The 20,343-nt window shown below is 58.6% G+C and carries 20 protein-coding genes; 12 read left to right on the forward strand and 8 right to left on the reverse strand.

What is annotated here, in order from left to right:
- Positions 1–186 precede the first annotated feature (186 nt).
- Positions 187–996 (reverse strand): 5-deoxy-glucuronate isomerase, encoded by an 810-nt coding sequence (iolB, locus tag QLG03_RS23855; RefSeq protein ID WP_023291777.1) that lies wholly within the window; start codon positions 994–996, stop codon positions 187–189.
- Positions 997–1,014: 18 nt separating this feature from the next.
- A complete protein-coding gene (locus QLG03_RS23860; RefSeq protein ID WP_023291776.1) occupies positions 1,015–2,520 on the reverse strand; it encodes a CoA-acylating methylmalonate-semialdehyde dehydrogenase in 1,506 nt (501 codons plus the stop codon).
- A gap of 351 nt (positions 2,521–2,871) precedes the next feature.
- On the opposite strand from QLG03_RS23860, the gene QLG03_RS23865 reads away from it, so the two are divergent.
- Together QLG03_RS23865 and QLG03_RS23870 are read left to right on the forward strand one after the other, a co-directional pair.
- The gene (locus QLG03_RS23865) at positions 2,872–3,693 is read left to right on the forward strand and encodes a TIM barrel protein (RefSeq protein WP_132136274.1); all 822 of its coding nucleotides are present in this window, start codon (positions 2,872–2,874) and stop codon (positions 3,691–3,693) included.
- Positions 3,694–3,790: 97 nt separating this feature from the next.
- Complete coding sequence (locus QLG03_RS23870) at positions 3,791–5,293, forward strand: helicase HerA-like C-terminal domain-containing protein (protein WP_132136272.1); 1,503 nt, start codon at positions 3,791–3,793, stop codon at positions 5,291–5,293.
- A gap of 50 nt (positions 5,294–5,343) precedes the next feature.
- On the opposite strand, the gene lptG is transcribed toward QLG03_RS23870, so the two are convergent.
- Positions 5,344–6,426, reverse strand: a complete 1,083-nt coding sequence (lptG, locus tag QLG03_RS23875) for an LPS export ABC transporter permease LptG (RefSeq protein ID WP_002886956.1) — start codon at positions 6,424–6,426, stop codon at positions 5,344–5,346.
- Positions 6,426–7,523, reverse strand: coding sequence for an LPS export ABC transporter permease LptF (lptF, locus tag QLG03_RS23880; RefSeq protein WP_023291773.1), 1,098 nt, complete (start codon positions 7,521–7,523; stop codon positions 6,426–6,428). Before lptF ends, lptG begins: the two co-directional genes overlap by 1 nt.
- A gap of 389 nt (positions 7,524–7,912) precedes the next feature.
- On the opposite strand from lptF, the gene pepA reads away from it, so the two are divergent.
- The 3 genes from pepA to QLG03_RS23895 all read left to right on the forward strand — a co-directional run bounded on the left by pepA (position 7,913) and on the right by QLG03_RS23895 (position 12,844).
- The gene (pepA, locus tag QLG03_RS23885) at positions 7,913–9,424 is read left to right on the forward strand and encodes a leucyl aminopeptidase (protein WP_004206531.1); all 1,512 of its coding nucleotides are present in this window, start codon (positions 7,913–7,915) and stop codon (positions 9,422–9,424) included.
- Between the two features lie 121 nt (positions 9,425–9,545).
- Positions 9,546–9,989: a DNA polymerase III subunit chi gene (gene holC / locus QLG03_RS23890; RefSeq protein WP_004206530.1), complete on the forward strand. Its 444-nt coding sequence runs from the start codon at positions 9,546–9,548 to the stop codon at positions 9,987–9,989.
- Entirely contained in the window at positions 9,989–12,844 is a 2,856-nt protein-coding gene (locus QLG03_RS23895; RefSeq protein ID WP_044525210.1) for a valine--tRNA ligase, read from the forward strand. The genes holC and QLG03_RS23895 overlap by 1 nt, the downstream gene beginning before the upstream one ends.
- 47 nt (positions 12,845–12,891) lie before the next feature.
- On the opposite strand, the gene QLG03_RS23900 is transcribed toward QLG03_RS23895, so the two are convergent.
- Positions 12,892–14,085: a DUF898 family protein gene (locus QLG03_RS23900; RefSeq protein ID WP_282473673.1), complete on the reverse strand. Its 1,194-nt coding sequence runs from the start codon at positions 14,083–14,085 to the stop codon at positions 12,892–12,894.
- A gap of 186 nt (positions 14,086–14,271) precedes the next feature.
- Here QLG03_RS23900 and QLG03_RS23905 point away from each other — a divergent pair, with 186 nt between their 5' ends.
- A complete protein-coding gene (locus QLG03_RS23905; RefSeq protein WP_023291770.1) occupies positions 14,272–14,775 on the forward strand; it encodes a GNAT family N-acetyltransferase in 504 nt (167 codons plus the stop codon).
- Positions 14,776–15,058: 283 nt separating this feature from the next.
- On the opposite strand, the gene miaE is transcribed toward QLG03_RS23905, so the two are convergent.
- Together miaE and rraB are read right to left on the reverse strand one after the other, a co-directional pair.
- Complete coding sequence (gene miaE, locus QLG03_RS23910; RefSeq protein WP_023291769.1) at positions 15,059–15,823, reverse strand: tRNA isopentenyl-2-thiomethyl-A-37 hydroxylase MiaE; 765 nt, start codon at positions 15,821–15,823, stop codon at positions 15,059–15,061.
- Between the two features lie 57 nt (positions 15,824–15,880).
- Positions 15,881–16,303, reverse strand: coding sequence for a ribonuclease E inhibitor RraB (gene rraB, locus QLG03_RS23915; RefSeq protein WP_023291768.1), 423 nt, complete (start codon positions 16,301–16,303; stop codon positions 15,881–15,883).
- A 163-nt stretch (positions 16,304–16,466) separates the two neighbouring features.
- Between rraB and argF the strand changes: the two genes are divergently transcribed.
- Positions 16,467–17,471, forward strand: a complete 1,005-nt coding sequence (gene argF / locus QLG03_RS23920) for an ornithine carbamoyltransferase (protein ID WP_255989727.1) — start codon at positions 16,467–16,469, stop codon at positions 17,469–17,471.
- A gap of 69 nt (positions 17,472–17,540) precedes the next feature.
- Here the strand turns inward: argF and QLG03_RS23925 are convergent, their stop codons facing one another.
- Positions 17,541–17,993 carry a YhcH/YjgK/YiaL family protein gene (locus QLG03_RS23925; RefSeq protein ID WP_023291766.1) on the reverse strand — a complete coding sequence of 151 codons (453 nt, stop codon included), beginning with the start codon at positions 17,991–17,993 and terminating at the stop codon, positions 17,541–17,543.
- A gap of 194 nt (positions 17,994–18,187) precedes the next feature.
- On the opposite strand from QLG03_RS23925, the gene QLG03_RS23930 reads away from it, so the two are divergent.
- From QLG03_RS23930 to ridA, 5 genes are all read left to right on the forward strand, one after another.
- A complete protein-coding gene (locus QLG03_RS23930) occupies positions 18,188–18,292 on the forward strand; it encodes a pyrBI operon leader peptide (protein ID WP_002886930.1) in 105 nt (34 codons plus the stop codon).
- Positions 18,267–18,326 carry a pyrBI operon leader peptide gene (locus tag QLG03_RS23935; RefSeq protein WP_227650304.1) on the forward strand — a complete coding sequence of 20 codons (60 nt, stop codon included), beginning with the start codon at positions 18,267–18,269 and terminating at the stop codon, positions 18,324–18,326. The genes QLG03_RS23930 and QLG03_RS23935 overlap by 26 nt, the downstream gene beginning before the upstream one ends.
- A 2-nt stretch (positions 18,327–18,328) precedes the next feature.
- A complete protein-coding gene (pyrB, locus tag QLG03_RS23940; protein WP_004206522.1) occupies positions 18,329–19,264 on the forward strand; it encodes an aspartate carbamoyltransferase in 936 nt (311 codons plus the stop codon).
- Between the two features lie 13 nt (positions 19,265–19,277).
- Entirely contained in the window at positions 19,278–19,739 is a 462-nt protein-coding gene (pyrI, locus tag QLG03_RS23945) for an aspartate carbamoyltransferase regulatory subunit (RefSeq protein ID WP_002886927.1), read from the forward strand.
- 153 nt (positions 19,740–19,892) lie between these two features.
- Positions 19,893–20,279 carry a 2-iminobutanoate/2-iminopropanoate deaminase gene (gene ridA, locus QLG03_RS23950; protein WP_002886926.1) on the forward strand — a complete coding sequence of 129 codons (387 nt, stop codon included), beginning with the start codon at positions 19,893–19,895 and terminating at the stop codon, positions 20,277–20,279.
- Positions 20,280–20,343 lie beyond the last annotated feature (64 nt).

Consider the following 20,343-nt stretch of genomic DNA (forward strand, 5'->3'; position numbering starts at 1 on the left):
AAGCGTAGCGCCATCCGGCACAAGACGGGTATGGCGCCAGAGGTGTCCTGCCCGGCGGCGCTGCGCTTGCCGGGCCTGGGAGTGGGATTCCGCGGAGCCTTTCGCTAAAAAACACCCGCAGCCCATAGACAAGAAGGCCGGTTAGCATCGCTAACCGGACTTTTTTATCGGCGTCTGCGCGTCACGTTAGTCGTGGCGCGGATATTCCGGGGTGTTGATCCAGGCGTGGTCCTCTTCCCAGGTGAACAGCCATTTCCGATCCGGCCCGGCCATGACGTTCAGATAATAGCTGTCGTAACCGGCAATCGCCGCCACCGGATGGTAACCGCGCGGCACCATCACCACATCGTGGTTATAGGGCGCCATGCAGGCGTCCAGGCTGCGGTCGTCGGTGTAGACCCGCTGGAAGGCAAAGCCCTGCGGCGGATCGAAGCGGTGATAGTAGGTCTCTTCCAGCTGCGTCTCTTTGCCCGGCTGGGCGGTATCGTGCTTATGCGACGGCCACGAGCTGGTGGCCCCTTCGTCGGTGTAGACCTCGACCACCAGCAGGCAATCCGCCTCGGCGCTGTCCGGCAGAATGTTATGCACCCGGCGCTGGTTGCGCCCTTTCCCGCGGTGCTCCACGCCGACGTCTTCCGGCCGAATCAGGCGTGCCGGGAAGCTGCCTTTGCCCGGCGCGCTGCACACCGCCAGCTCCAGATCGGAATCGGCGGTCACCTCGACCCGATCCTGCGGCGGCACGTATACCGACCACGGCGGGGTACGTTCAAACGGCGACATCCGTTTACCGAGATTCGGGAAATCGGCCTGCTGCGTTTTCACCGACGCCAGGCCAGCGACCAGCACCAGGCACAGCTCGCGATCGCCGCTCTCCAGCGTCACAGTCTGCCCTTTTTTCAACATCCAGACATCGAAGCCGATATAGCGCCAACCGGCGCTTTGCGGCGTAATATGCTGGATCTGTCCCTCTTTTCGCGATTTAGCCAGTAACGACATGGCGCTCTCCTTCGCCGATTAACCTAACGTCGGCATGCTGAATTCAGATACGGTCTGCTGCCCTGCCGGCCAGCGTACGGTGGCGGTCTTCATGCGCGTGTAGAAGCGCACGCCGTCCGGCCCGTGGACGTTCAGCGCGCCAAACACTGAGCGCTTCCAGCCGCCGAAGCTGTGGAACGCCATCGGCACCGGGACCGGCACGTTCACCCCGACCATCCCCGCCTGCACGTCGTGGACGAATTCACGCGCGGTGTGGCCGTTGCTGGTGAAGACGGCGCTGCCGTTGCCAAACTCGTGGCTGTTGACCAGTTCGAGGGCGCTGTCATAGTCCGCCGCGCGCACAATCCCCAGCACCGGGCCAAAGATCTCTTCGCGCCAGATGGTCATCTCCGGGGTGACGTGATCGAACAGGGTGCCGCCGATATAATAGCCCGCGTCGTAGCCCGGCACGCGCAGTTTGCGGCCATCGACCACCAGTTTTGCCCCTTCGCTTTCGCCTTTATCAATATAGCCGAGCACTTTTTTCTGGTGAGTATCAGACACCACCGGCCCCATCTCGTTCTCTTCCTGGCCGCGCATGCAGCCCGGGCCCACTTTCAGCGCTTCCACCAGCGGCTTCAGGCGAGCGATCAGTTTGTCGGCGGTTTCATCTCCCACCGCCACCACCACCGGCAGCGCCATGCAGCGCTCGCCTGCGGAACCGAAGGCGCCGCCCATAATGGCGTTAACGGTGGCGTCGAGATCGGCATCCGGCATCACTATCGCGTGGTTTTTGGCGGCGCCGAAGGCCTGCACGCGCTTGCCGTGGGCGCTGGCGGTCTTATAGATATACTCCGCCACGCCGGAGGAGCCGACGAAGCTCACCGCCGCAATGCGCGGGTCAGTGTACAGCTGCTCGGCATCTTCATTGCTGCAGTGCACGACGTTAAACACGCCGTCCGGCAGACCGGCCTCTTTCAGCAGCTCTGCCAGACGCACGGCGGCCGTCGGCGCCAGCGCCGGCGGCTTGAGGACGAAGCTGTTGCCGCAGGCCAGCGCCAGCGGGAACATCCACATCGGCACCATCGCCGGGAAGTTGAACGGGGTGATCCCGGCCACCACGCCCAGCGGCTGCATCAACGAGTAGCTGTCGACGCCGGTGCCGACGTCAGAGGAGTATTCGCCTTTAATCAGGTGCGGGATCCCGCAGGCGAATTCGACCACTTCCATGCCGCGGGTCAGCTCGCCCAGCGCATCCGACCACACTTTGCCGTGCTCGCTGACGATGATCCCCGCCAGCTCTTCCACGTGCTGTTCCAGCAACATTTTAAAGTTGAACAGCACGCGGGCGCGGCGCAGCGGCGTGGTGCGAGACCAGCTGTCAAACGCATCGCGAGCAACCTGAATCGCCTCAGAGACTTCCTGCGCGGTCGATACCGTGACTTCGCGCACCGCTTTGCCCGTCGCCGGATCGTACACCGGCATCGTTTCGTTGCTGCTGCTGATAACGGTTTTCCCGCCAATAAAGTTTCCTGTGATCGTCATGTTCTCGCCTCATAGTGAAGAGGGCCAGCGCACGCCGGCCCGTCGCTGATTCTGCTGTGCTATAACCGTAGTAAAGTGAAATTTATATTTCAACGTTGTTGTGAAATGAAATTTCATTTTGGTGATAACAGTCGCATTTTGCGCTCACGCATCGCTTACGCGCTTCCCCCATCGAGCCGCGCCGCCTCGCGATACCTGGCTCCCGGTCCCGGTCGCTCCCGCCGCGGCAGCCGGGAATATTTTGCGAGGCAGCTCAAACAATCATCATTTTCATTCTTGCTTATTTTGGAATAAACGTTTTGACTGTTAGCCAATTGAACGAACCCAACCCTCTTCCGTCAGGAGTGTCCTATGGCCATCGCAATGCAACGTTTTTGTATTAACCGCAAAATCGCGCCAGCGCTCAGCATTGAAGCGTTTTTCCGTCTGGTGAACCGTCTGGGCCTGAATAAAGTCGAGCTGCGCAACGATTTACCCAGCGGGAAAGTGACCGACGATCTGAGCCATCAGCAGGTGCGCGAGCTGGCGGCGCGTTACCACATCGAGATCCTGACGATTAACGCGGTCTATCCCTTTAACCGCCGTAGCGAAGAGGTGCGGCAGCTGACCGAGTCGCTGCTGAAAGAGGCCCAGGCCATCGGCGCCAAATCGCTGGTGCTCTGCCCGCTCAACGACGGCACCGAGGTGCCGGCCAGCGACACTCTGAGCGCCCTGCGCGACCTGGCGCCGCTGTTCGCCTTCTACGGCATCCACGGCCTGGTGGAGCCGCTGGGCTTCCCGCAAAGCTCACTGCGATCGGCGCACCAGGCGCAGACGCTGATCCATGACGCCCGCGTGCCGTTTAAGCTGCTGATCGACACCTTCCATCACCATCTCTACCCGCAGGCGGCGGACGAGTTCAGCCAGGTGGAGGTGGCGGATATCGGTCTGGTGCACCTCTCCGGGGTGGACGATACCCGTCCGCGCGAGCAGCTCACCGATGCCGAGCGCATCATGCTGACGCCGCAGGATCGCCTCGGCACCTGCGAGCAGGTTAAAGCGCTGGAAGCCCGCGGCTATCAGGGGGTATACGCTTTTGAACCCTTCGCTCCCGAGCTGGCGCAGTGGAGCGAAGCGGATATCGAGCGCGAAATTGAGCAGAGCATTGCGCTTATCCAACGCCACTGCGCCTGAGGCCTCTCGCGACAGCGTGCGCGGCGCGTGACGATTTCCCCAACGCCGAACGACGAGGTTGCCTATAATCGTCGCAGGATAAATGGAGGAATCGATCATGAGCTCACCCCTGTTGATTGCGCGCACGCTGGATAACGCGCTCTATTTGTTGCCCGCGATGGCCAACCGCCATGGGCTGATCACCGGTGCGACCGGCACCGGTAAAACCGTCACCCTGCAAAAGCTGGCTGAGTCGTTCTCGGAAATTGGCGTGCCGGTATTTATGGCGGACGTCAAGGGCGACCTGACCGGCATTGCCGCCGCGGGGCAGAGCTCAGAGAAACTGCAGGCGCGGCTGGAGAAGATCGGCGTCAGCGACTGGGAGCCGCACGCCAACCCGGTGGTGCTCTGGGATATCTTTGGCGAGAAGGGCCACCCGGTTCGGGCGACGGTCTCCGATCTTGGCCCCCTGCTGCTGGCGCGCCTGCTCAATCTCAATGAGGTGCAGAGCGGCGTGCTGAACATTATTTTCCGCATCGCGGACGACCGCGGTCTGCTGCTGCTCGACTTCAAAGACCTCCGCGCCATCACCCAGTTTATCGGCGACAACGCCAAATCTTTCCAGAACCAGTATGGCAATATCAGCAGCGCCTCGGTCGGCGCCATCCAGCGCGGACTGTTGACCCTGGAGCAACAGGGCGCCGGGCACTTCTTCGGCGAGCCGATGCTGGATATTGCCGACTGGATGCGCGTCGATGCCAGCGGCAAAGGGGTGATCAATATCCTCAGCGCTGAAAAGCTCTACCAGATGCCGAAGCTCTACGCCGCCAGCCTGCTGTGGATGCTCTCCGAGCTGTACGAGCGCCTACCGGAGGCGGGCGATCTCGACAAGCCCAAACTGGTGTTCTTCTTCGATGAGGCGCATCTGCTGTTCAACGATGCGCCGCAGGTGCTGCTGGATAAAATCGAACAGGTGATCCGTCTTATTCGCTCCAAGGGCGTCGGCGTCTATTTTGTCTCGCAGAACCCGGCGGATATACCCGACGCCGTGCTCGGCCAGCTGGGCAACCGCGTACAGCACGCGCTGCGCGCCTTTACGCCGAAGGATCAGAAAGCGGTGAAAACCGCCGCCCAGACCATGCGCGCCAACCCGGCCTTCAGTACCGAGCAGGCGATCCAGGAGCTGGGCACCGGCGAGGCGCTGATCTCCTTCCTCGATGAGAAAGGCAGCCCCTCGGTGGTCGAGCGGGCGATGGTTATCGCCCCCTGCTCGCGAATGGGGCCGGTCAGCGATGATGAGCGCAATGGCCTGCTGAATCACTCGCCGCTGTACGGCAAGTATGAAGAAGAGGTGGACCGCGAGTCGGCCTTCGAGATGCTGCAGCAAGGGGTCCAGGTCGCCACGGAACAGCAGTCTACTCCGCCGGCGAAGGGTCAGCAGAGCGGGGAAGACGATGGGCTGCTCGGCGGCCTGAAAGATATCCTGTTCGGCAGCACCGGCCCGCGCGGCGGCAAACGCGACGGTATCGTGCAGACCGCAGCGAAAAGCGCGGTTCGCCAGGTCACCAATCAGATCGTCCGCGGCATGCTGGGCAGTCTGCTGGGCGGCCGCAAGCGCTAAAAAAAAGCCCCCTCATCGTTGAGGGGGCTTACGTTCCGTAGCCGAGTCCGCTAGGCCTTGCGCATCATCAGCCAGAGGCTTATCAGGAAGAAGCTGGCGCTTGGCAACAGGGCGCCGATGATCGGCGGTATGCCGTACACCAGGGTCAGCGGGCCGAAAATCTGATCCAGCACGTAGAAGATAAAGCCGAAGCTAATCCCGGTCACCACCCTGACGCCCATCGGCACGCTACGCAGCGGGCCAAAGATAAACGACAGCGCCATCAGCATCATCACCGCCACCGACAGCGGCTGGAAGATTTTGCTCCACATATTGAGCTGGTAGCGTCCCGGATCCTGGCCGCTGGACTTCAGGTATTTCACATAGTTGTGCAGCCCGCTGATCGACAGCGCGTCCGGATCCAGGGCTACCACGCCGAGCTTGTCCGGCGTCAGGTTGGTTTTCCAGGTGCCGCTCACCATCTGCGACCCGGTCACCTGCTTCGGATCGGTCAGATCGGATTCATCCACCTGCGACAGGCGCCACACTTTATTCTCGCTATCGAATTTTGCCGAGGCGGCATAGCGCACCGACTGTAAACGACGCTCCGGGTTGAAGGCATAAATGCTGACGCCCCCCAGCTCATCGTTACCTTTTACCCGTTCGATATAGACAAAGTTATGGCCATCTTTCGCCCACAGTCCCTGCTGGGTGGAAAGCAGCGAACCGCCGTACATCTGCTGAGCGCGGTAGTTGCGCGCCATCTGTTCGCCCTGCGGCGCCACCCACTCGCCGATCGCCATGGTCAACAGCACCAGCGGGATCGCGGTTTTCATCACCGCCAGCGCCACCTGCAGCCGGGTGAAACCGGACGCCTGCATCACCACCAGCTCGCTGCGCTGGGCCAGCATCCCCAGCCCCAGCAGCGCGCCAAGCAGCGCGGCCATCGGGAAGAAGATCTGGATGTCTTTCGGCACGCTGAGGATGGTGTAGAGGCCAGCGCCCAGCGCATCGTAACTACCCTGCCCGGACTTTTTCAGCTGATCGACAAACTTGATAATGCCGGAGAGCGACACCAGCATGAACAGGGTCATCATGATGGTGTTGAAAATCGTCTTACCGATATAACGGTCAAGTACGCCAAACGCCTGCATCAGGCCGCTCCTTTATTAAAACGGGCGCGGAAGCGGCGCATCGGCACCGTGTCCCACAGGTTTAACAGCACCGCCAGCGCAAAATAGAGCAGGTTAATCGCCCACATCCAGATAGCCGGGTCCATTTTGCCTTTGCCGCCGTTCGACTTAATCGAGGTCTGCAGCAGGAAGAACACCAGGTAGAGCAGCATCGCCGGCAGCATCGACAGCACGCGGCCCTGGCGCGGGTTGACCACGCTGAGCGGCACCACCATCAGCGCCATAATGAAGACCGTCGCCACCAGCGTGAAGCGCCAGTGCAGTTCGGCGCGCGCACGATCGGTGTGGGTCTGCCACAGGGTGCGCATATCCATCTGTTCGGTGTCGTCCGGATCGGCGGCCACCGCCTGGTGGCCGATAATGGCCTGATAGTTATTGAAGTCGGTGATGCGGAAGTCGCGCAGCATCGCGGTGCCTTCAAAGCGGGTGCCCTTATTGAGGGTCACCACCTGCGAACCGTCTTTCTGCTGCGACAGCTCGCCGGAATCCGCCACCACCACGGAGGGGCGCGCGTTGCCTTTCGGGCGCAGCTGGGCAAGGAAGACGTCATGGAAGCGGTTGCCGTTCACGCTCTCGATAAACATGACCGCGTTACCATCGCTGGCCTGCTGGAACTGGCCCTGGGCCAGCGCGGCCATGCCGGGGTTGGCCTTGGCTTCCGCCAGCACTTCATCCTGATGGCGCGACGACCACGGCCCTGCCCACATCACGTTGACCGCCGCCACCGCGCCGGTGAACAGCGCGAGGATCATCGCCGCCTTGATCAATACGGCTTTACTCAGGCCGCAGGCGTGCATCACCGTAATTTCGCTTTCGGTGTACAGCTTGCCGAGGGTCATCAGCAGGCCAAGGAACAGACTTAACGGCAGGATAAGCTGCGCCATCTCCGGGATGCCGAGCCCCAGCAGCGAGAGCACCAGATTGGTTGGGATATCGCCATCCACCGCAGCGCCGAGGATCCTGACTAATTTCTGGCAAAAGAAAATCAGTAACAGGATGAATAGGATCGCCAACTGGCTTTTCAGCGTCTCACGAACCAGATATCTTATGATTATCACTATAAATACGCCCGTAAAAACCCGTTTTAGTGCAGGAAAATTGCTTGTTTCATGGCTTAAACGTCATTTATTCTCTTTGGTCGTCGAAAACGTCGCTAAGATTAAATGACTCATCGGTTCTGCATGTCAGGATCTTTTCTGACGAACCCAGGCCTTATTAACGTTAAGATTAACACGAAGTCACCGCAACAGCGGACATGAGTTACGAAAGCTTGCAATTATATACTCAATGGATTTCGAGTTGTAAGAAGGCAGCAGGGCTGTGGCCCCTGGCGCGCACAATGTGCCACGTCAGGGTAAGCAGGCGCAGCCGGCGCATCTGCAACTTGAAAGGCGACGAGTATAGCCGTAGCCACCACTGTTGTCTTTAAGATTCAGGAGCATAGTGCATGGAGTTCAGTGTAAAAAGCGGTAGCCCGGAGAAGCAGCGGAGCGCCTGTATCGTGGTCGGCGTCTTTGAACCACGTCGCCTCTCCCCCATCGCCGAACAACTCGATAAAATCAGCGACGGCTACATCAGCGCCCTGCTGCGTCGCGGCGAGCTGGAAGGCAAACCTGGCCAGACGTTATTGCTGCACCATGTGCCGAACATTCTGTCTGAGCGCATTCTGCTGATTGGCTGCGGCAAAGAGCGCGAACTGGATGAGCGTCAGTACAAGCAGGTCATCCAGAAAACCATCAATACCCTGAATGATACCGGTTCAATGGAGGCAGTCTGCTTCCTGACCGAGCTGCACGTCAAGGGTCGTAACAACTACTGGAAAGTTCGCCAGGCGGTGGAAACCGCCAAAGAGACGCTGTACAGCTTCGACCAGCTGAAGACCAACAAAAGCGAGCCGCGTCGCCCGCTGCGTAAAATGGTCTTTAACGTGCCGACCCGTCGCGAGCTGACCAGCGGCGAACGCGCCATTCAGCACGGGCTGGCGATCGCCGCCGGCATCAAAGCGGCGAAAGATCTCGGCAACATGCCGCCGAACATCTGTAACGCCGCCTATCTGGCCTCCCAGGCGCGCCAGCTGGCCGATACCTATAGCAAAAACGTTATCACCCGGGTGATCGGCGAACAGCAGATGCGCGAGCTGGGAATGAACGCCTACCTCGCCGTCGGCAACGGTTCGCAGAACGAGTCGCTGATGTCGGTTATCGAGTATAAAGGCAACCCGTCGGAAGACGCGCGCCCTATCGTGCTGGTCGGTAAAGGCCTGACCTTCGATTCCGGCGGTATCTCCATCAAGCCGGCCGAAGGCATGGACGAGATGAAGTACGACATGTGCGGCGCCGCGGCGGTGTACGGCGTGATGCGGATGGTTGCTGAGCTGCAGCTGCCGCTGAACGTGATCGGCGTGCTGGCGGGCTGTGAAAACATGCCTGGCGGTCGCGCTTATCGTCCGGGCGATGTTCTGACCACCATGTCCGGCCAGACGGTGGAAGTGCTCAACACCGACGCCGAAGGCCGCCTGGTGCTGTGCGACGTGCTGACCTACGTTGAGCGCTTCGAGCCGGAAGCGGTTATCGATGTCGCGACGCTGACCGGCGCCTGCGTGATTGCCCTCGGCCATCACATCACCGGCCTGATGTCGAACCATAACCCGCTGGCCCATGAGCTGATCGGCGCCTCTGAACTGGCGGGCGACCGCGCATGGCGTCTGCCGCTGGCCGACGAGTTCCAGGATCAGCTGGAATCCAACTTTGCCGATATGGCGAATATTGGCGGCCGTCCTGGCGGCGCGATCACCGCCGGCTGCTTCCTGTCGCGCTTCACCCGCAAGTACAACTGGGCGCACCTCGACATCGCCGGCACCGCCTGGCGCTCCGGTAAGGCCAAAGGCGCCACCGGTCGTCCGGTCGCGCTGCTGTCGCAGTTCCTGCTCAATCGCGCGGGTTTTAACGGCGAAGAGTGATTGCCGTCTGATGCCCGGTGGCGCTACGCTTACCGGGCCTACGGAAAGATGCCGTTTGTAAGCCGGGTAAGCGTAGCGCCGCCCGGCTTTACATTTAAATCCACAACAAGAAGCCCCATATATGAAAAACGCAACGTTCTATCTTCTGGACAACGAAGACACCGTCGATGGCCTGAGCGCCGTCGAGCAGCTGGTGTGTGACATTGCCGCAGAACGTTGGCGCAACGGCAAGCGCGTCCTGATCGCCTGTGAAGATGAGCAGCAGGCGATTCGTCTCGATGAGGCGCTGTGGTCGCGACCACCGGAGAGCTTTGTGCCGCACAATCTGGCGGGCGAAGGCCCGCGAGGCGGCGCGCCGGTAGAGATTGCCTGGCCGCAAAAGCGCAACAGCAGCCCGCGGGACATTCTGATCAGCCTGCGGCTTAACTTTGCAGATTTTGCCACCGCTTTCACAGAAGTGATAGACTTTGTCCCTTACGAAGAAAATCTGAAACAACTGGCGCGCGAACGCTATAAGGCGTACCGCATGGCTGGTTTCAACCTGAACACGGCAACCTGGAAATAATGGAAAAGACATACAACCCACAAGATATCGAACAGCCGCTTTACGAGCACTGGGAAAAGCAGGGCTATTTCAAACCGAATGGTGATGAAAGCCAGGAGAGCTTCTGCATCATGATCCCGCCGCCGAACGTCACCGGCAGTTTGCATATGGGTCATGCCTTCCAGCAAACCATCATGGATACCATGATTCGCTACCAGCGCATGCAGGGCAAAAACACCCTGTGGCAGGCGGGGACCGACCACGCGGGTATCGCTACCCAGATGGTGGTTGAGCGTAAGATTGCCGCTGAAGAAGGGAAAACCCGTCACGACTACGGCCGCGATGCCTTTATCGACAAAATCTGGCAGTGGAAAGCGGAATCCGGCGGCACCATTACCCGTCAGATGCGCCGTCTCGGCAACTCCGTTGACTGGGAACGCGAGCGCTTCACCATGGACGAAGGCCTTTCCAATGCCGTGAAAGAAGTCTTCGTTCGCCTGTATAAGGAAGACCTGATCTACCGCGGCAAACGCCTGGTTAACTGGGACCCGAAACTGCGCACCGCCATTTCCGACCTCGAAGTGGAAAACCGCGAATCGAAAGGCTCCATGTGGCATATCCGCTACCCGCTGGCCGATGGCGCGAAAACCGCTGACGGTAAAGACTACCTGGTGGTCGCCACCACCCGTCCGGAAACCCTGCTGGGCGATACCGGCGTGGCCGTTAACCCGGAAGATCCGCGTTACAAAGATCTGATTGGCAAATTCGTGGTGCTGCCGCTGGTTAACCGCCGCATCCCGATCGTGGGCGACGAACACGCCGACATGGAGAAAGGCACCGGCTGCGTGAAGATCACCCCGGCGCACGACTTTAACGACTACGAAGTGGGTCGTCGTCACCAGCTGCCGATGATCAACATCCTGACCTTTGACGGCGACATCCGCGAAAGCGCGGAAGTGTACGACACCAAAGGCAATGAATCCGACGTCTACTCCAGCGAGATCCCGGCGGAGTTCCAGAAACTGGAACGCTTCGCGGCGCGTAAAGCCGTCGTTGCGGCGGTTGACGCCCTCGGCCTGCTGGAAGAGATCAAACCGCACGACCTGACCGTCCCTTACGGCGACCGCGGCGGCGTGGTTATCGAACCGATGCTGACCGACCAGTGGTACGTGCGCGCGGACGTGCTGGCCAAGCCGGCGGTGGAAGCCGTTGAAAACGGCGACATTCAGTTCGTGCCGAAGCAGTACGAAAACATGTACTTCTCCTGGATGCGCGACATTCAGGACTGGTGTATCTCCCGTCAGCTGTGGTGGGGTCACCGCATCCCGGCATGGTACGACAACGACGGCAACGTTTACGTGGGCCGCACCGAAGACGAAGTACGCCAGGAAAATAACCTCGGCGCCGACGTGGCGCTGCGCCAGGACGAAGACGTGCTGGATACCTGGTTCTCCTCCGCGCTGTGGACCTTCTCCACTCTCGGCTGGCCGGAAAACACCGACGCCCTGCGTCAGTTCCACCCGACCAGCGTGATGGTCTCCGGCTTCGACATCATCTTCTTCTGGATCGCCCGCATGATCATGATGACCATGCACTTCATCAAAGATGAAAACGGTAAACCGCAGGTGCCGTTTAAGACCGTCTACATGACCGGTCTGATCCGCGATGACGAAGGCCAGAAGATGTCCAAATCCAAGGGTAACGTTATCGACCCGCTGGATATGGTTGACGGCATCACCCTGCCGGAGCTGCTGGAGAAACGTACCGGCAACATGATGCAGCCGCAGCTGGCGGAGAAAATCCGTAAGCGCACCGAGAAACAGTTCCCGAACGGCATCGAGCCGCACGGCACCGACGCCCTGCGCTTCACCCTGGCGGCGCTGGCCTCTACCGGCCGCGACATCAACTGGGATATGAAGCGTCTGGAAGGTTACCGTAACTTCTGTAACAAGCTGTGGAACGCCAGCCGCTTCGTGCTGATGAACACCGAAGATCAGGATTGCGGCTTCAACGGCGGCGAGAGGGTGCTCTCCCTGGCCGACCGCTGGATCCTCGCGGAATTCAACCACACCGTCAAAGCGTATCGCGAAGCGCTGGATAACTTCCGCTTCGATATCGCCGCCGGCATCCTGTACGAGTTCACCTGGAACCAGTTCTGCGACTGGTACCTGGAACTGACCAAGCCGGTGATGAACGGCGGCAGCGAAGCGGAACTGCGCGGCACTCGCCATACGCTGGTGACCGTGCTGGAAGGTCTGCTGCGCCTGGCGCATCCGATCATTCCGTTCATCACCGAGACCATCTGGCAGCGCGTGAAGGTCATCTGCGGGATCACCGCCGACACCATCATGCTGCAGCCGTTCCCGCAGTATGATGCCTCTCAGGTGGATGACGCGGCGCTGGCCGACACCGAATGGCTGAAGCAGGCGATCGTCGCCGTACGTAACATCCGTGCGGAAATGAACATCGCCCCGGGCAAACCGCTGGAACTGCTGCTGCGCGGCTGCAGCAAAGAGGCCGAGCGTCGCGTGAACGACAACCGCAGCTTCCTGCTGAATCTGGCGCGTCTGGAAAGCATTACCGTGCTGCCTGCCGATGATAAAGGTCCGGTCTCCGTGACCAAGATCGTCGACGGCGCCGAGCTGCTGATCCCGATGGCGGGCCTCATCAATAAAGAAGATGAGCTGGCGCGCCTGGCGAAAGAAGTGGCCAAAATCGAAGGCGAAATTGGCCGCATCGAAAGCAAGCTGGCTAACGAAGGCTTTGTCGCCCGCGCGCCGGAAGCGGTGATCGCCAAAGAGCGCGAGAAGCTGGAAGGCTACGCGGAAGCGAAAGCGAAGCTGATTGAGCAGCAGGCGGTGATCGCCGCGCTGTAATTGCTCGCGATAGAAAAAAGGCCGGAGCTTGCTCCGGCCTTTTTACATTACAGGAACGGCGGCATCGGAAAAAAACCGCCGCATAGTTTGTCAGATACCGTCGGCTGCGGTGGTGCCGCCGGCTGCAGATCGAGCGAATCTAACTCACCGACCATCGTCGTGTTTTCAGCAATATAGCGTAGCAAATCAATCTTGAACCAGGGATAGGCCAGCCCCAGCGTCAGCGGCGTGAGAAACGTCAACGCCAGTAAACGCGGAGCAAGACCGAAAAACGTCAGGGTGGAACGAAAATGAACGCTGTCCCCCAGCACCAGGTTATTCATCGCGTGATTACGTAAAGCCACACGAAGGTATGCCATGGATAACACGATACCGATAGTGAGGAATATATATCCCCCTAATATCGCCCCAAGATGCCGCAATGCCATAAACAGTGCCGAACCTTCACTGCACAGACCAAACATACAGCCCGTCAGCAGTTGAGCGAATGCGGAAAATAAAAAGCCAATAAAAATGACGATAAACGGCAACAAAATAGCCGTTGCCCATAAAAAAATCACCACACAACGCTTAGTACTCACATAAATATTAAATTTATTTTTGCCAAAGGTTGCGCCTTTGCCGATGAGATCAAGCCAGTGGCTGTAAACCACACCGCTGGTTATTGCCATAATAACTAGCGCCAGCAAAAGCAGAACAACGATCCCCAGCAGCATGCTATTTAGGCCCTTGTAAAAAAGCCGACTTCCCAGCATGGCGAACACCACCGCTGTTAGCACGTATATCAGCAAAGGTAAGCCGAGCATAATCCACCATCCGCGCAGCAGATGACACTGAACCACAAAGCGAATATTCGTGAAAGAGGTCATCGTCGCATGGTAGCTTAACCCCTTAATTATCATTACCGGCAGCAGGATAAGAAATGCCAGCGTCTCCAGCCCTTCGCTACCGGGAGAGAAAATGGCAAGCGCTAAGCTGAGTAAAACCAGCACGACAAATATCAATAGCCAGCTGAGTAAAATCGTGATACCGCGCCCGTGATAGGCAAAGCGGGCGCCATTAACCTCCATATTCTCACAAAGATAACGGCGACTCCGTACCCATGCCCATGGAATAAATAATCCACAAGTTATTACAGAAAAAATAATATTAACCAGACAAATAATAAAATAGCGCCCGGCCTGACCATGAAAAATAAAAGAATGGCCAGAACGCTGCAATTGCCCTGAAATCATACTCATAAAAAAGTCGTCCTTGTACTTTAAACCATATATAAAAATAATAAATAATGCGCATCGGCATTAAGCGAGCAGAATATATTATTTTTGAATTTTCCCGGCAATACATTTCACGCGCACCTTGCGCCTGTAAACGAATAATGGTATTAAAGAAATGTATGGTTATTTAAGCTAAAATTGAGTGATTCTATGAATCTTGCCGCGCCACAGACCTTTACATTACGCCGTATCGCGGTACAGGATAACGCTGCGATAGCGGCCGTCATCCGCCAGGTATCCGCAGAATATGGCCTGACCGCCGATAAAGGCTATACGGTCGCCGACCCGAATCTCGATGAACTGTATGAGCTGTATAGCCAGCCGGGCTCCGCCTACTGGGTGGTGGAGAAAGAGGGAGAAGTGGTTGGCGGCGGCGGTGTCGCGCCGCTCGCCTGCAGCGAGCCGGATATCTGCGAGCTGCAGAAAATGTATTTCATGACCAGCGCCCGCGGCCAGGGGCTGGCGAAGAAGCTGGCGCTGCTGGCGCTCGACTACGCCCGCGAGCAGGGCTTTAAACGCTGCTATCTGGAAACCACTGCCTTCCTGACGGAGGCGATCGGCTTATATGAGCATCTTGGCTTCGAACATATTGACGGTCCGCTGGGCTGCACCGGCCACGTGGACTGCGAAGTGCGGATGTTGAAAATGCTGTAACGCCTCGATATCGCAGGCGTCCCCGGTAGCGCTACGCTTACCGGGGCTACAGTTCGGTAGCCCGGCTAAGCGTAGCGCGAGCCGGGGCATGTCCCGGATGGCACCGCTTGCACCTTACCCGTGCTCGCGGTGCCGTTTTTTTGTCGGGTGGCGGCTAACGCCTTACCCGACCTACGGCCCATACCATGGCGAGCTGAAGCTCTCAACGCTATCTCTCCCCCCATGGCTACTGAGACTGCCGGCGTGAGTGGCGACCGGAGCGACGGGAGCCGAACAGCGTGGGCTACGCCGCCGCCGGCACGCCGCTGTGAAAGCGGAATTCGGCCTCCGGACGGAGGATCAGCGCCGCTTCCGCCTCGCCGAGCTGGCGGACCCGTTCGCTGATATCTTCTCCGGCAATCTTCTGCGCCAGATCCAGGTAGTCCTGATAGTGACGCGCTTCCGAGCGCAGCAGCGACAGATAGAACTTCTGCAGATCGTCGTCCAGCCACGGCGCCAGCGCCGCAAAGCGCTCGCAGGAGCGGGCCTCGATATAGGCGCCGCAGATAAGCTTATCGATCAGCATCACCGGCTCATGTGAGCGCACCTCCCGTCGCATGCCGCGGGCATAGTTGCTGGCGGTGATTTTGACGTAGGGGATATCGCGCGCCAGCATCATCTCCCGCACCTGCCAGAAGTGATGCAGCTCCTCTTTAATCAGCAAAATCATGCTGTCCAGCAGCTGACGGCCCCACGGGTCGTCGGTCTGCGGCATGGCGCTTTTGTTGATCCGTTTATGCAGGGCGACAAAATCCGGCTCTGGCCCCCGGCGGTAGGTGAAGTCTTCATACGGTTTCAGGCAGGCCAGCAGCTCGTCGGCGTCGGCTTTATCCGCGACGTAGCGACGCACCAGCAGCATGGCGTTCTGCGCCGCTTTCAGTTCGCACACCATATGGTCGGTCAGCAGCAGCGGCAGGTTTTCCGGCTTGCGGGCTTCGTCAATCCACGCCTGCGGCGTCGGGCAGTGCAGGAAGTTGATAATCGGGGAGAGTATCTGCGGGTAATCCATGGAAGTTCCTTGCTATACGGCGGCTGGCGCCGCCGTATCATCTACATCTTCTGCGACTTAGTGACGAACACCATCGTCGTCTTCATCGACAAAATCTTCGTCATCCTCGCCGTCTTCTTCACCGTTCGGGTCCTCATAGTAGGTGCCCCAACCGTCATACTCGACGTCAAATTTTTCTGCCAGCGTCATCAGCTGTTCCACCTGGGCATCGATCAGTTCTGCGTTCAGGGCGCATTCGCTCAGAATATCGCAGCAGATGACCACTTCACCCTCTTCCACTTCCAGCTCTTCGGGCTCGGTCACTTCATAGCCCAGCTTAAACGCTTCCACCGCCACTTTCTCCAGGGTTTCGAAATCGTCTGCAGAGAGGTGATGCTCAATCGTGTACAGTGCGTCCGGATCGCTGCCATCTTCCAGCAGCTCTTCGATAATCAGACGCGTCTCTTCACGCTGTTCTTCCAGGTGTTCCGGGTTTGCCATGGCTCGTTCCTCATAATGTGCGGCAGTTATCCCTATTGTCACATACCGCCGTCATTGCCTCCACTTCTCAGTGAAAGATTTCGATCACAGACTTGAAAATGAATATTCATACATATAAATTGAATTTTAATTCAATTAGTGGCCTATGCCAGGTGAGGGAACCATGTCTGCGTTTTACCAGAAGCATTTTTTAAAGTTACTCGATTTTACGCCTGCAGAAATCACCGCCCTGCTCGAGCTGGCGGCAAAGCTGAAAGCCGATAAGAAAAACGGTATCGAAGTCCAGAAACTGGCAGGGAAAAACATCGCGCTCATCTTCGAAAAAGACTCAACCCGTACACGATGCTCTTTCGAAGTTGCCGCATACGATCAGGGCGCCCGCGTGACCTACCTGGGGCCCAGCGGCAGCCAGATTGGCCATAAAGAGTCGATCAAGGACACCGCCCGCGTGCTCGGACGGATGTACGACGGCATTCAGTACCGCGGCCACGGCCAGGAAGTGGTGGAGACCCTGGCGCAATACGCCGGCGTGCCGGTGTGGAACGGCCTCACCAACGAGTTCCACCCTACCCAGCTGCTGGCGGACCTGCTGACCATGAAAGAGCACCTGCCGGGCAAAGCCTTTAACCAGATGACGCTGGTCTACGCCGGCGACGCGCGCAACAACATGGGTAATTCGATGCTGGAAGCCGCGGCGCTGACCGGTCTGGATCTGCGCCTGGTGGCGCCCTCGGCCTGCTGGCCGGAGGCCGCGCTGGTGGAAACCTGTACCGCGCTGGCGAAACAGCAGGGCGGTAACATCACCCTGACGGAAGATATCGCCGCGGGGGTGCAAGGCGCCGATTTTATCTATACCGACGTCTGGGTCTCAATGGGCGAGGCGAAGGAAAAATGGGCCGAACGTATCGCCCTGCTGCGCGACTATCAGGTTAACAGTGCGATGCTGGCGCTGACCGGCAACCCGCGGGTCAAATTCCTCCACTGCCTGCCGGCGTTCCATGATGACCAGACCACGCTGGGCAAACAGATGGCTGCCGAATACGGCCTGCACGGCGGCATGGAGGTGACTGACGAGGTGTTTGAGTCGGCGGCAAGCGTGGTCTTCGACCAGGCGGAAAACCGGATGCACACCATCAAAGCGGTGATGGTGGCGACGCTGAGCAAATAATCCTTCGCTCGCCGTCAAATCCCGGATCGCTCGGCGCGTATCCGGGATACCGCTCGTCAGGGCGCTTTGTCACGCCATCAGCATCTTCACCACCGCTTTGCGCACCTTCGCCGGGGCGCCCACGGCGCACAGCGGTTTATGCACTTCGCCGGGATAAAACACCACAAAGTCCCCTTCGTTAAGGATCACCGTTTGCTCCTGCGCCCCCTCCGCCAGGAAAGCGATGTCTTTCTCCGCCAGCCAGTCGGTCTGCGGCTCTCCTGCCGGCAGGGTGCTGAAGGTCATCCCCTCGCTGCCGCGGAGCACAATCTGGATATCGAGATAGCGGGCATGGTATTCCGCGCGACGCGCGGCCTGCGGCTCGGTGGTGTCTTCGGAAATCAGATAAAACAGGTTGTTGCCGTCGATATCATGTTTACCCAGCGGCGTCGCCTCGCTGACATGGGCGATAACGTGTTCGATAGCCTCGCGCAGCGCGGCAGGCAGCCATGGCTGCAGATGGTGGATATTGCCAATAATCATCGCTTACCTCAAATATAAAACAATATTTCATTTTTGCGTTTTATACCCCCATCGTCGCTGCCATACCAGTGCAGTTTCACGGTTCTTTGCGCTGGCGCACTTTTCTGCAGGCAAACGATTACCTGTTTGTGAATGAATCGCTTGATCGTCATAACGGTCTGCGTATAATGCCAGTCGTTTTGCCGGGAGGAAGCATGGCCAATTGCGTACGACATTCTGTCTTAGCGCGTCTCAATGCAGACGCTGGCCTGCCGTTTTTCTTTCCGTTGCTCATTGGATTCCCGAAGCCCCTTATTTAAGGGGCTTTTTTTTTGCCCAGGCGTCAGGAGATAAGCATGGCTAACCCGCTATATCAAAAACATATCATTTCCATAAACGATCTCAGCCGCGAAGACCTCGAACTGGTGCTGGCGACGGCGGCAAAGCTGAAAGCTAATCCACAACCCGAGCTGCTGAAGCATAAGGTTATCGCCAGCTGTTTCTTTGAAGCCTCGACCCGCACCCGCCTCTCTTTTGAAACCTCGATGCACCGCCTGGGGGCCAGCGTGGTCGGCTTCTCCGACAGCGCCAACACCTCGCTGGGCAAAAAAGGGGAAACGCTGGCGGATACCATCTCCGTCATCAGCACCTACGTTGACGCCATCGTGATGCGTCATCCGCAGGAGGGCGCCGCCCGCCTGGCAACCGAATTCTCCGGCGGCGTGCCGGTACTGAACGCCGGCGACGGCGCCAACCAGCACCCGACCCAGACCCTGCTCGACCTGTTCACCATTCAGGAGACCCAGGGCCGCCTCGAAAACCTCAACGTGGCGATGGTCGGCGATCTGAAGTATGGCCGTACCGTCCACTCCCTGACCCAGGCGCTGGCCAAATTCAGCGGCAACCGCTTCTACTTTATCGCCCCGGACGCGCTGGCCATGCCGCAGTACATCCTCGATATGCTGGATGAAAAAGGTATCGCCTGGAGCCTGCATAGCGCCATCGACGACGTGATGGCGGAAGTGGATATTCTCTACATGACCCGCGTGCAGAAAGAGCGTCTGGATCCGTCGGAATACGCCAACGTCAAAGCGCAGTTCGTCCTGCGCGCCGCCGACCTCGAAGGGGCGCGCGCCAATATGAAGGTGCTGCACCCGCTGCCGCGCATTGACGAAATCACCACCGATGTCGATAAAACGCCGCACGCCTGGTACTTCCAGCAGGCCGGTAACGGCATCTTCGCCCGCCAGGCGTTACTGGCACTGGTACTGAATAGCGAGCTGGCACTGTAAGGGGAAATGAGAGATGACACACGACAATAAACTGCAGGTAGAAGCGATCAAACGCGGCACCGTGATCGACCACATTCCGGCGCAGGTCGGCTTTAAGCTGCTCACCCTGTTCAAACTGACCGAAACCGACCAGCGCATCACCATCGGCCTGAACCTGCCCTCCGGCGAGATGGGCCGCAAAGATTTGATTAAAATCGAGAACACCTTCCTGACCGACGAGCAGGTTAACCAGCTGTCGCTGTACGCCCCGCAGGCGACGGTAAACCGCATTGATGATTACGAAGTGGTGGGCAAATCCCGCCCGAGCCTGCCGGATCGCATCGACAGCGTGCTGGTGTGCCCGAACAGCAACTGTATCAGCCACGCCGAACCGGTTTCTTCCAGTTTTGCAGTGAAAAAACGCGCTGATGACATCGCACTCAAATGTAAATACTGCGAAAAAGAGTTTTCTCATTATGTGGTGCTGGCCAACTAAATGCGGTTGGTATTGGTGGTAGGCCTCCCTATAATGGCTACCACCCTACGCTTCGTCCTTCGGGCGGCGTCTGCGCCCGGCGGCACAGCGCTTACCGCCTGGCGGCCACCTGAATGATTTTGCGTAACATTACTCAGTTCATCTGGAGATAACATGAGCAAAACTATTGCGACGGAAAATGCACCAGCAGCGATTGGCCCCTACGTTCAGGGCGTTGACCTGGGCAGCATGATCATCACCTCTGGCCAGATCCCGGTCGACCCGAAAACCGGCAGCGTTCCGGAAGACGTATCCGCGCAGGCGCGCCAGTCGCTGAACAACGTGAAAGCCATCGTTGAAGCCGCAGGCCTCACCGTCGGCGATATCGTCAAGACCACCGTTTTCGTCAAAGATCTCAACGATTTCGCTACCGTTAACGCCACATACGAAGCGTTCTTCACCGAGCACAACGCCACCTTCCCGGCGCGCTCCTGCGTTGAAGTGGCGCGTCTGCCGAAAGACGTGAAGATCGAGATCGAAGCCATCGCCGTGCGTCGCTGATCGCGAACTCCGGCATGAAAAAAGGCAGCCCGCAGGCTGCCTTTTTTACGTGGATCATCCGCAA

The organism is Klebsiella sp. V115_8 (genome assembly GCF_029967715.1).
Lineage (GTDB): Bacteria > Pseudomonadota > Gammaproteobacteria > Enterobacterales > Enterobacteriaceae > Klebsiella > Klebsiella quasipneumoniae.